The organism is Enterobacter sp. R-1.6.2, from assembly GCF_035064085.1.
GTDB lineage: Bacteria > Pseudomonadota > Gammaproteobacteria > Enterobacterales > Enterobacteriaceae > Enterobacter > Enterobacter asburiae_B.
On record NZ_JASEYI010000006.1, the window covers coordinates 176,762 to 189,024 of the forward strand.

The following is a 12,263-nucleotide window of genomic DNA, read 5'->3' on the forward strand; positions in this document are numbered from 1 at the left end:
GGAGAGGGAGAAAACACTAAAGACTTTCCTGACAGGAAAGTCTTGCTGTTTATTTTGAGAGATTTCTTCTTTCACAGGCCTGTGAAAGAAAAGAAAATCTGGCCTTTGCGCCTGAAAGTTGCGGAGAAAAAGCATGGCGGGGAATGACCGCGAGCCAATAGGACGTAAGGGAAAACCAGCGCGTCCGGCGAAAGAAAAGGTAAGCCGTCGTCGCCTCAGAGATGAGGACTATGACGATGACTATGAAGACGATTATGAGGATGAAGAACCGATGCCGCGTAATGGAAAAGGCAAAGGGCGTAAGCCTCGGGGCAAGCGCGGCTGGTTCTGGCTGCTGCTGAAGCTGTTTATTGTTTTTGTTGTCCTGATGGCAATTTACGGCGTGTATCTGGATCAGAAGATCCGCAGCCGTATCGACGGTAAAGTCTGGCAGCTCCCTGCGGCAGTGTATGGCCGTATGGTGAACCTTGAGCCAGATATGTCCATCACCAAAAACGAGATGGTTAAACTGCTGGAAGCCACCCAGTATCGTCAGGTGTCAAAAATGACGCGGCCTGGCGAATTTACCGTGCAGTCCAACAGCATTGAGATGATCCGTCGTCCGTTTGATTTCCCGGACAGCAAAGAGGGGCAGGTGCGCGCGCGTCTGACCTTTGACGGCGATCGTCTGGACACCATCGAGAACATGGATAACAACCGTCAGTTCGGTTTCTTCCGTCTCGATCCGCGTCTGATCACCATGCTTTCGTCAGCAAACGGCGAGCAGCGCCTGTTCGTGGCGCGTAACGGCTTCCCGGATCTTCTGGTTGATACCCTGCTGGCAACCGAAGACCGTCACTTCTACGAGCACGATGGCATCAGCCTCTACTCGATTGGCCGTGCGGTACTGGCTAACCTGACTGCCGGTCGCACCGTGCAGGGAGCGAGTACGCTGACCCAGCAGCTGGTGAAAAACCTGTTCCTCTCCAGCGAACGCTCTTACTGGCGTAAAGCGAACGAAGCCTACATGGCCGTGCTGATGGATGCGCGCTACAGCAAGGATCGTATCCTTGAGCTGTACATGAACGAGGTGTACCTCGGTCAGAGCGGCGATAACGAAATTCGCGGCTTCCCGCTGGCGAGTCTGTACTACTTTGGTCGCCCGGTAGAAGAGCTGAGCCTGGACCAGCAGGCGCTGCTGGTGGGCATGGTGAAAGGGGCGTCCATTTATAACCCGTGGCGTAACCCGAAACTGGCGCTGGAGCGTCGTAACCTCGTTCTGCGTCTGCTGCAACAGCAGCAGGTGATTGACCAGGAGCTGTACGACATGCTGAGCGCGCGTCCGCTCGGCGTTCAGCCGCGCGGCGGCGTGATTTCGCCTCAGCCTGCGTTTATGCAGCTGGTGCGTCAGGAGCTGCAAAGCAAGCTCGGCGATAAGGTCAAAGATCTCTCCGGCGTGAAGATCTTCACCACCTTTGACTCCGTGGCGCAGGATGCGGCCGAAAAGGCGGCTGTGGAAGGCATTCCGGCGCTGAAGAAACAGCGTAAGCTCTCCGATCTTGAAACCGCGATGGTGGTGGTTGACCGTAACACCGGCGAAGTGCGCGCGATGGTGGGCGGGGCCGAGCCGCAGTTTGCAGGCTACAACCGTGCGATGCAGGCGCGTCGCTCAATCGGCTCTCTGGCAAAACCGGCAACCTACCTCACAGCCCTGAGCCAGCCAAATCAGTATCGCCTGAATACCTGGATTGCGGATGCGCCGATCTCCCTGCGCCAGCCTAACGGCCAGGTCTGGTCACCGCAGAACGATGATAAACAGTTCAGCGGCCAGGTCATGCTGGTGGATGCGTTGACCCGTTCCATGAACGTGCCAACGGTGAACCTGGGCATGTCGCTGGGACTGCCGGCGATTGTCGATACCTGGCAAAAACTGGGCGTGGCGAAAGATCAGCTGCACCCGGTGCCGGCGATGATCCTCGGCGCGCTTAACCTGACGCCGATCGAAGTGGCGCAGGCGTTCCAGACCATTGCCAGCGGGGGCAACCGCGCGCCGCTGTCTGCCCTGCGCTCAGTGATTGCCGAAGATGGTTCCGTGCTGTATCAGAGCTTCCCGCAGGCGGAGCGTGCCGTTCCTGCTCAGGCCGCCTATATGACGCTGTGGACGATGCAGCAGGTCGTGCAGCGCGGTACCGGCCGTCAGCTGGGCGCGAAGTATCCGGGTCTGCATCTGGCGGGTAAAACCGGGACCACCAACAACAACGTCGATACCTGGTTCGCCGGTATTGATGGCCGTGAAGTGGTGATCACCTGGGTAGGCCGCGACAACAACCAGCCGACCAAACTGTACGGGGCGAGCGGGGCGATGTCGATTTACCAGCGCTATCTGGCAAATCAGTCTCCTGTGCCGCTGAATCTGGTTGCGCCGGAAGATATCGTCGATATGGGCGTGGACAGCTCCGGTAACTTCGTCTGCGGCGGCGGGATGCGTACGCTGCCTGTCTGGACCGCAAACCCGGACTCGCTGTGCCAGCAAAGCCAGCCAGAACAGCCAACGGGTAACCCGTTCGACCAGTCTTCTCAGCCACAGCAGCCGCAGCAGCAACAGCCGCAGCAGCAAAATGAGAAGAAAGACAGCGACGGTGTCGCGGGCTGGATTAAAGACATGTTCGGCGGTAACTAAGCTTTTAAAGCCCTCTTCCCTGGAAGGGGGCTTTTTTTACCCGTAAACCTCATTTCGTTAACCCTCGCTTTAACTCTGATTAACCCCTCGTTTTCTCTTGATGATTTCTTAAACCCTTAATTCTCATAGGGCCGCTTACTGCTTGCTATGCAACCAGCGTTTCGCATATTATTCTGGCGCTCATAATAATAATTCTCGTTTACGTTATCATTCACTTTCACATCAGAGATTCAACATGGCGCTTTCCAATACTGCTCAGCCAATGAACACGTCGCTGCGTAAGCTCGCGGTCGTCGTCGCCACAGCGGTTGCCGGCATGTCTGCTTATGCTCACGCGGCCGAAACCCCGAAAAAAGAAGAAACCATTACGGTAACCGCAGCACCTGCGGCACAGGAAAGTGCCTGGGGGCCTGCTGCGACCATCGCCGCACGGCAATCCGCGACCGGAACCAAAACGGATACCCCTATTCAAAAGGTTCCGCAGTCTATTTCGGTAGTCACTGCCGAAGAGATGGCGCTGCATCAGCCGCGCTCGGTGAAAGAAGCCCTGAGCTACACGCCGGGCGTTGCGGTAGGCACGCGCGGCGCGTCTAACACCTATGACTATTTGATCATCCGCGGCTTCGCGGCCGATGGCCAGACGCAGAATAACTACCTCGACGGCATGAAAATGCAGGGGAACTTCTATAACGACGCGGTAATTGATCCTTACATGCTGGAGCGCGCCGAAATCATGCGCGGTCCGGTTTCCGTTCTGTACGGCAAAAGCAGCCCGGGCGGTTTGCTGAACATGGTCAGTAAGCGCCCAACAACCGAGCCGCTGAAAGAGATCCAGTTCAAAGTCGGCACGGATAGCCTGTTCCAGACCGGGTTTGACTTTAGCGATGCGATCGACGACGACGGCGTTTACTCTTATCGCTTAACGGGCGTTGCGCGTTCTAATAACGCTCAGCAGGAGCGTGCGGAAGAGCAGCGTTACGCCATCGCGCCATCGTTCTCATGGCGTCCGGATGATAAAACCACCTTCACGTTCCTCTCCTACTTCCAGAACGAGCCTGAAACGGGCTACTACGGCTGGTTGCCAAAAGAGGGAACGGTTGAGCCGCTGCCGAACGGCGATCGTTTGCCGACGAACTTCAACGAAGGCGCGAAGAACAATACCTATTCCCGTAACCAGAAAATGGTGGGATACAGCTTCGACCACGAGTTCAACGATACCTTTACCGTGCGTCAGAACCTGCGCTTTGCCGAGAACAAAACCTCGCAAAACAGCGTATATGGCTATGGCGTCTGTACCGATCCGGCAAACAGCGGCAACAAACAGTGTGCCGCGCTAGCGCCATCGGACAAAGGCCATTATCTGGCGCGTAAATACGTTGTCGATAACGAAAAGCTGCAGAACTTTACCGTTGATACCCAGCTGCAGAGCAAATTCTCAACCGGCGAGGTGGACCACATCCTGCTGACCGGCGTTGACTTTATGCGCATGCGGAATGACATCAACTCCTGGTTCGGTTACGACGACTCTGTTCCGCTGCTGGATCTCTACAACCCGGTGAACAGCGATTTTGATTTCGGCTCAAAAGATCCCGCGACCTCCGGCCCATATCAGATCCTCAACCGTCAGAAACAGACGGGGCTGTACGTTCAGGATCAGGCGCAGTGGGATAAAGTGCTGGTAACCCTGGGCGGCCGTTATGACTGGGCCGATCAGGAATCCTACAACCGCGTGACGAACACCACCTCCAAACGTGATGATACCCAGTTCACCTGGCGCGGTGGCGTTAACTATCTGTTTGATAACGGCGTAACTCCGTACTTTAGCTACAGCGAATCGTTTGAACCGGCTTCGCAGACCGATGCCCAGGGCAAGCTGTTCTCGCCGTCTAAAGGCAAACAGTACGAAGCGGGCGTGAAATACGTGCCGAACGATCGTCCGATCGTCGTCACCGGTGCGTTGTACCAGCTGACCAAAACCAACAACCTGATGGCGGACCCGGCGGGCTCCTTCTTCTCGGTTCAGGGCGGTGAAATCCGCGCGCGTGGCGTAGAACTGGAAGCGAAAGCGGCCCTGTCTGCAAGCGTCAACCTGGTGGGTTCTTATACCTACACCGATGCGGAATACACCACGGACACCACCTACAAAGGCAACACGCCTGCTCAGGTGCCAAAACACATGGCATCGTTGTGGGGCGATTACACCCTGTTTGACGGTGCGCTGTCGGGTCTGACGCTGGGTACCGGCGTGCGTTACACGGGCTCAAGCTATGGCGATCCGGCGAACTCCTTCAAGGTGGGCAGCTACACCGTAGTCGATGCGCTGGTCAGATACGATCTGGCACGCGTTGGCATGGCTGGCTCAAACGTGGCGCTGCACGTAAACAACCTGTTCGATCGTGAGTACGTTGCCAGCTGCTTCAATACCTACGGCTGCTTCTGGGGTGCTGAACGTCAGGTTGTTGCCACCGCGACCTTCCGCTTCTAATCTCTCTTCGGGCACGGTTCGCCGTGCCCTTTTTATTTAAGTTGGCTGATATGCAGGATATTCAAACGCAACCCGACACCACCTTTACGCTCAACCATCTCTCCTTTCGCGTACCCGGGCGCACGCTGCTGCATCCGCTCTCTCTGACGTTTCCGGCCGGTAAAGTGACGGGCCTGATTGGTCATAACGGTTCCGGTAAATCCACGCTTCTCAAGATGCTGGGGCGCCATCAGCCGCCTTCAGAAGGCGATATTCTGCTGGATGACCAACCGCTGGAGAGCTGGAGCAGTAAAGCCTTTGCCCGCAAAGTGGCCTATCTGCCGCAGCAGCTGCCGCAGGCGGAAGGGATGACGGTGCGCGAGCTGGTGGCGATTGGGCGTTATCCGTGGCACGGTGCGCTTGGGCGCTTCGGCGTCGCCGACAGAGAGAAGGTGGAAGAGGCGATTGCGCTGGTCGGGCTAAAACCGCTGGCGCACCGTCTGGTGGATAGCCTGTCCGGCGGCGAACGTCAGCGCGCGTGGATCGCGATGCTGGTGGCGCAGGACAGCCGCTGTCTGCTGCTGGATGAACCGACCTCTGCGCTGGATATCGCCCATCAGGTCGACGTCCTGGCGCTGGTGCATCGCCTGAGCCAGCAGCGTGGCCTGACGGTCATCGCGGTTCTGCACGATATCAACATGGCCGCGCGCTATTGTGACTACCTCGTCGCGCTGCGCGGGGGCGAGATGATTGCCCAGGGGACACCGGCAGAGCTGATGCGCAGCGAAACGCTGGAACATATTTACGGTATTCCGATGGGTATTCTGCCTCACCCGGCCGGGGCTGCACCGGTGAGCTTTGTCTACTGATGCTGAATAACACACGCATTAGCCGCCGTCGCCTGCTGACGGCGATGGCGCTCTCGCCGCTGCTGTTAAAAATGAATACGGCGCGTGCCGCCGCCGTCGATCCGCACCGTATTGTGGCTCTGGAGTGGCTGCCGGTCGAACTGATGATGGCGCTCGGCGTCACGCCCTATGGCGTGGCGGACATTCCTAACTATAACCTCTGGGTGAACGAGCCAAAGCTGCCGGACTCGGTGATCGACGTCGGCCTGCGTACGGAGCCAAACCTTGAGCTGCTCACCCAGATGAAACCCTCGTTCCTGTTCTGGTCCGCGGGCTACGGCCCGTCAGAGGAGACCATGGCGCGCATTGCGCCGGGACGTGGATTTGCTTTCAGCGACGGTAAAAAACCGCTGGCCGTGGCGAAAAACTCGATTAACGAGATGGCGCATTTCCTCAACCGCGAAGCGGAGGCCAAAAAGCATCTCGACGAATTTGATGCCCTGATAGACTCCCTGAAGCCGCGCTTTGCTCACCGGGGCGATCGTCCGCTGCTGATGGTGACGCTGCTGGATGCCCGCCATATGCTGGTCTTCGGTAAAAACTGTCTTTTCCAGGAGGTGCTGGACAGCTTCGGCATTCGCAACGCCTGGGAAGGGGAGATGACCTTCTGGGGCAGTACCGCCGTGGGTATCGACCGCCTGGCGGCGTTTCGCGATGTGGACGTGCTCTGTTTCGACCACGGTAACGAACGCGACATGCAAACCCTGATGGCGACCCCGCTCTGGCAGGCAATGCCGTTTGTGCGCGAGAAGCGCTTCCAGCGCGCCCCGGCTGTCTGGTTCTACGGCGCGACGCTGTCGGCCATGCATTTTGCCCGCGTGCTGGATAACGCCCTGGGAGGTAAAGCATGAGTACGCGTATCGCCCGCTTCCCGGCGCTGCTGTTATCCCTGCTTTTTCTGGTTGCGCTGGTATTAACCGGGTTCAACCTCTCCGCGGCCTTACCGCGCGCGCAGTGGGGGGCCGCTCTGGCCTCGCCGGATATCGACAATATTCAGCAGATGCTGTTCCACTACAGCCTGCTGCCGCGTCTGGCGATCTCCCTTTTGGTCGGGGCCGGCTTAGGGCTGGTGGGCGTGCTGTTCCAGCAGGTTTTACGTAACCCGCTGGCAGAGCCAACCACGCTCGGCGTCGCGACCGGCGCGCAGCTTGGGATCACCATCACCACGCTGTGGGCGATGCCGGGAGCGTTAACCTCGCAGTTTGCGGCACTCGCGGGGGCGTGCGTGGTGGGCGCGCTGGTCTTTGGCGTGGCCTGGGGCAAGCGCCTTTCTCCTGTGACGCTTATTCTGGCCGGGCTGGTGGTGAGCCTGTACTGCGGGGCGATTAACCAGCTGCTGGTGCTGTTCCATCACGATCGGCTGCAAAGCATGTTCCTGTGGAGTACCGGCACGCTCACCCAGACCGACTGGAGCGTTGTAGAGCACCTCTGGCCGCAGCTGGCTGGCGGCGTCGTGCTGACGCTGCTGCTCCTGCGCCCCCTGACGCTCATGGGGCTGGATGATGGCGTGGCGCGTAACCTGGGGCTGGCGCTGTCGCTGGCTCGTCTGGCGGCGCTGACGCTGGCGATTGTATTGAGTGCCCTGCTGGTCAACGCGGTTGGCATCATCGGGTTTATCGGCCTGTTTGCGCCGCTGCTGGCGAAAATGCTCGGGGCGCGTCGCCTGCTGGCGCGTCTGATGCTGGCGCCGCTGATTGGAGCGCTGATCCTCTGGCTTTCCGATCAGCTTATTCTCTGGCTGGCGCAGGTCTGGAGGGAAGTGTCCACCGGCTCTGTGACCGCGCTTATCGGGGCGCCGCTGCTGCTGTGGCTGCTGCCGCGCCTGCGCAGCATGAGCGCACCGGCGATGGACGCCGGCGATAAAGTCTACGCTGAACGTCAGTCGGTGCTGTGGTTTAGCCTTGCCGGTCTGGCGCTGCTGATTATCGCCTCGTTCGCGGCGCTCTCATTCGGACGCGATGCCATGGGCTGGCACTGGGCAACGGGTGATTTACTCAATGAACTGGTGCAATGGCGCTGGCCGCGTATCTTCTCCGCGCTGATCGCAGGGGTGATGCTGGCGGTGGCGGGGTGCATTATTCAGCGTCTGACCGGCAACCCGATGGCAAGCCCTGAAGTGCTCGGGATCAGCTCTGGCGCCGCCTTTGGCGTGGTGCTGATGCTGTTCTTTGTGCCGGGGAATGCGTTTGGCTGGCTGATGCCAGCCGGCAGTATCGGTGCGGCAGTCACGCTGATGATTATCCTGATAGCCGCCGGTCGCGGCGGATTTTCGCCGCACCGCATGCTGCTGGCCGGGATGGCGCTCAGCACCGCATTTACCATGCTGCTGATGATGCTGCAGGCCAGCGGCGATCCGCGTATGGCGAAGATCCTGACCTGGATTTCCGGCTCAACCTACAACGCCACCGGCAGCCAGGTGGTCTGGTCCGGGATCGCGATGCTCGTGCTGCTGGCGATGGTGCCGCTGTGCCGCCGCTGGATGACCATTCTGCCGCTCGGCGGCGAAACCGCGCGCGCGGTGGGAATGGCGCTGACGCCAGCGCGCGTGGCCCTGCTGCTGCTGGCGGCGTGCCTGACGGCTGTGGCAACCCTGACGATTGGACCGCTGAGTTTTGTCGGATTAATGGCGCCGCACATTGCCAGAATGATGGGATTCCGCCGGACGATGCCGCATATCGTCATGTCGGCCCTGACGGGCGGGGTGATGCTGGTGTTCGCGGACTGGTGCGGAAGAATGGTGCTGTTCCCGTATCAGATCCCGGCGGGTCTGCTGTCGACCTTTATCGGTGCGCCGTACTTTATTTATCTGTTGAGAAAGCAGAGTCGGTAATAAAAGTAAACGGCAATCCTTTGATTGCCGTTTTAGTGTTTGCTCCCTCTCCCCGTGGGAGAGGGTTGGGGTGAGGGCATCAAGCCGCACATCTTACAGCTTCGCAAACACCTTGCGCGCCGCGTCGATGGTGTTGTTGATATCTTCTTCGCTGTGCGCCACGGACATAAAGCCCGCTTCGAACGCGGACGGCGCCAGGTACACGCCTTCGTCCAGCATCAGGTGGAAGAAGCGCTTGAAGCGTTCAACGTCGCACTTCACCACGTCCTGATAGCAGGTCACGGTTTTCGCATCGGTGAAGAAAATCCCGAACATGCCGCCCACGTGGTTAACCACCAGAGGGATAGCGGCCTCTTCTGCGGCCTCCAGCAGACCGTTTGCCAGCTGCGTGGTCAGGTCGGTCAGGGTTTCGTGAATACCCGGCTGAGCCACTTCGGTCAGGCAGGCAAAGCCCGCCGCCATGGCGATAGGGTTACCGGAGAGCGTGCCCGCCTGGTAAACCGGGCCGGTTGGCGCCAGGGCTTCCATCACGTCCTTACGACCACCGAATGCTCCGACCGGCATGCCGCCGCCGATGATTTTGCCGAGGCAGGTCAGGTCCGGCACGACGTCGTAGTAAGACTGGGCACCCGCCAGCGCCACGCGGAAGCCGGTCATGACTTCATCGATGATCAGCAGCGCGCCGAATTCGTCGCACAGGGCGCGCAGGCCCGGCAGGAACTCAGGCTGCGGTGGGATGCAGTTCATGTTGCCCGCAACCGGCTCAACGATGATGCAGGCGATTTCCTGCGGATACTGCTCGAACGCCGCGCGAACGGTAGCAAGATCGTTGTAGGTGCAGGTCAGGGTGTGCTTCGCGAAATCTGCCGGTACGCCAGGCGAGTTCGGCTGGCCGAGCGTCAGCGCGCCGGAACCGGCCTTCACCAGCAGACAGTCGGCGTGACCGTGGTAACAGCCTTCAAACTTGATGATTTTATCGCGGCCGGTAAAACCGCGCGCCAGGCGGATGGCGCTCATGGTGGCTTCGGTACCGGAGTTCACCATACGCACCATGTCCATGGTAGGCACCAGTTCGGTCACCAGCTCCGCCATTTTCACTTCCATTTCGGTTGGCGCACCGAAGCTCAGGCCGCGCTGGGCGGCTTCAATTACCGCGTTACGAATGGCCGGGTGGTTGTGCCCCAGCACCATCGGTCCCCAGGAACCCACATAATCGATATAGGCTTTGCCATCGACATCATACAGATACGCGCCGTCAGCACGTTCGATAAACAGCGGCGTACCGCCCACGCCGGTGAAGGCGCGCACAGGTGAGTTCACGCCACCCGGAATAAGCTCGCGGGCTGCACTGTAGAGGTTTTCAGACTTGCTCATGGCGTCGTTCCTGGTTCGAATAAAATGGTTAAGCCCACTATTCTATGTGATTCGGGGAAGGTTATGAAATTTTTAGCCGGGCAATGCTTTAAGATTTGTTAAGTAATTTTCAGGAGACGGTAGGGCCGTCTCTGGTAAAATCCTCGCGGCTTTTTGTGTGACAAATAAGAACAGGACATGAAATCAGATTCTCCGTCTTTTGAAGAACAACAGTTTACGCGCGCCCAGCACCGAATCAGCATTCGGCGGCTGCTCAATCGCGATAAAACGCCGCTGGCGATCCTGCTGGCCGCTGCCGTGGTGGGCACTCTCGCGGGCCTGGTTGGCGTAGCGTTTGAAAAAGCGGTTAATGCCGTACTCAACTGGCGAGTGGGCACCGTGGCCGGTTTCGCCGACAGCGAATGGCTGGTCTGGGTGTGGGCATTCGGGCTGTCCGCGCTGTTTGCCATGGTGGGGTATTTTCTGGTGCGTAAATTCGCGCCGGAAGCGGGGGGATCGGGCATCCCTGAAATTGAAGGCGCGCTTGAGGAGCTGCGTCCGGTGCGCTGGTGGCGGGTGATTCCGGTTAAGTTCATCGGCGGCATGGGGACTCTGGGCGCGGGAATGGTGCTTGGACGGGAAGGACCCACGGTACAGCTGGGGGGAAACGTCGGCCGCATGGTGGGCGATCTGTTTCGGATGCGAAGCGCCGAAGCGCGCCATACGCTGCTGGCAACCGGCGCGGCGGCGGGGCTTTCCGCCGCGTTTAACGCGCCGCTGGCAGGCATTTTGTTCATTATCGAAGAGATGCGCGCGCAGTTCCGCTACAACCTGATCTCAATTAAAGCGGTATTCACCGGCGTCATTATGTCGAGCATCGTGTTTCGCATCTTTAATGGCGAGGGCGCGGTCATTGAGGTGGGTAAACTGACCAACGCGCCGGTCAACACCCTGTGGCTTTACCTGATCCTCGGCATGATTTTTGGCGTGGTGGGGCCGCTGTTTAACACCTTTATCCTGCGCGCTCAGGATATGTTCCAGCGCATTCACGGCGGGAACACCACGAAATGGGTGCTGATGGGCGGTCTGCTGGGCGGAATGTGTGGCGTACTCGGGTTTATCGAGCCGAATGCCGCAGGCGGCGGGTTCGGGCTGATTCCCATTGCGGCGGCGGGGAATTTCAGCGTGGGTCTGCTGCTGTTTATGTTTATCTCCCGGGTTATCACGACGGTACTGTGCTTCTCTTCCGGCGCGCCCGGGGGGATTTTTGCCCCGATGCTGGCGCTGGGTACGCTGCTCGGGACCGCGTTTGGTATGGCGGCTGAAGTGGGCTTTCCCGCCTATCACCTTGAAGCCGGGACCTTTGCGGTGGCCGGAATGGGGGCGCTGCTGGCCGCGTCCCTGCGTGCGCCCTTGACCGGGATCGTGCTGGTGCTGGAAATGACGGACAATTACCAGCTCATTTTGCCAATGATCATTACCTGCCTCGGCGCGACACTATTAGCCCAGTTCCTGGGTGGAAAACCGTTATACTCCACCATCCTCGCGCGTACCCTGGCGAAACAAGAGGCTGAACGGGCCGCCACGCAGAATACTTGAATGAATTACCAGGGTATTAGATAATGAGACAAAGAATTGGGTGAATTTTACCCAATAGCAGTATTCATGGGAGCATAAGATGAGTGATGACGTAGTAGCTGTACCGCTCGAATTTACCGAAGCAGCAGCCAACAAAGTGAAAGTCCTGATTGCCGACGAAGACAATCCGGATCTGAAACTGCGTGTTTATATTACCGGTGGCGGCTGCAGCGGCTTCCAGTATGGTTTTACCTTTGACGATCAGGTTAACGATGGCGATATGACTATCGAGAAACAGGGCGTCGCGCTGGTGGTTGACCCGATGAGCCTGCAATATCTGGTGGGTGGTTCGGTGGATTACACCGAGGGTCTGGAAGGTTCGCGCTTTGTGGTCACGAACCCGAATGCGACAAGCACCTGCGGGTGTGGATCTTCGTTCAGCATCTAAAAGAGTGCGGGCTGATGCCGTTA

At 58.8% G+C, this 12,263-nt stretch carries 8 protein-coding genes; 7 read left to right on the plus strand and 1 reads right to left on the minus strand.

Translation table 11 applies throughout. The features are described 5' to 3' along the window. Positions 1–133 precede the first annotated feature (133 nt). The 5 genes from mrcB (at position 134) to fhuB (ending at position 8,861) form a co-directional block, all read left to right on the plus strand. Positions 134–2,659 carry a bifunctional glycosyl transferase/transpeptidase gene (gene mrcB / locus QMN93_RS09140; RefSeq protein ID WP_069303675.1) on the plus strand — a complete coding sequence of 842 codons (2,526 nt, stop codon included), beginning with the start codon at positions 134–136 and terminating at the stop codon, positions 2,657–2,659. A gap of 235 nt (positions 2,660–2,894) precedes the next feature. Beyond that, the gene (fhuA, locus tag QMN93_RS09145; protein ID WP_069303676.1) at positions 2,895–5,144 is read left to right on the plus strand and encodes a ferrichrome porin FhuA; all 2,250 of its coding nucleotides are present in this window, start codon (positions 2,895–2,897) and stop codon (positions 5,142–5,144) included. Positions 5,145–5,194: 50 nt separating this feature from the next. Then, positions 5,195–5,992 (plus strand): Fe3+-hydroxamate ABC transporter ATP-binding protein FhuC, encoded by a 798-nt coding sequence (fhuC, locus tag QMN93_RS09150; RefSeq protein ID WP_033144663.1) that lies wholly within the window; start codon positions 5,195–5,197, stop codon positions 5,990–5,992. Then, positions 5,992–6,882 carry a Fe(3+)-hydroxamate ABC transporter substrate-binding protein FhuD gene (fhuD, locus tag QMN93_RS09155; RefSeq protein ID WP_033144664.1) on the plus strand — a complete coding sequence of 297 codons (891 nt, stop codon included), beginning with the start codon at positions 5,992–5,994 and terminating at the stop codon, positions 6,880–6,882. Before fhuC ends, fhuD begins: the two co-directional genes overlap by 1 nt. Then, complete coding sequence (gene fhuB / locus QMN93_RS09160; RefSeq protein ID WP_182383054.1) at positions 6,879–8,861, plus strand: Fe(3+)-hydroxamate ABC transporter permease FhuB; 1,983 nt, start codon at positions 6,879–6,881, stop codon at positions 8,859–8,861. Before fhuD ends, fhuB begins: the two co-directional genes overlap by 4 nt. Positions 8,862–8,954: 93 nt before the next feature. Here the strand turns inward: fhuB and hemL are convergent, their stop codons facing one another. After that, positions 8,955–10,235, minus strand: a complete 1,281-nt coding sequence (gene hemL, locus QMN93_RS09165; protein ID WP_182383055.1) for a glutamate-1-semialdehyde 2,1-aminomutase — start codon at positions 10,233–10,235, stop codon at positions 8,955–8,957. 177 nt (positions 10,236–10,412) lie between these two features. On the opposite strand from hemL, the gene clcA reads away from it, so the two are divergent. Together clcA and erpA are read left to right on the plus strand one after the other, a co-directional pair. Next, complete coding sequence (gene clcA / locus QMN93_RS09170; RefSeq protein ID WP_039260615.1) at positions 10,413–11,813, plus strand: H(+)/Cl(-) exchange transporter ClcA; 1,401 nt, start codon at positions 10,413–10,415, stop codon at positions 11,811–11,813. Positions 11,814–11,892: 79 nt separating this feature from the next. Then, positions 11,893–12,240: an iron-sulfur cluster insertion protein ErpA gene (gene erpA, locus QMN93_RS09175; RefSeq protein WP_023310446.1), complete on the plus strand. Its 348-nt coding sequence runs from the start codon at positions 11,893–11,895 to the stop codon at positions 12,238–12,240. Positions 12,241–12,263: the final 23 nt, after the last annotated feature.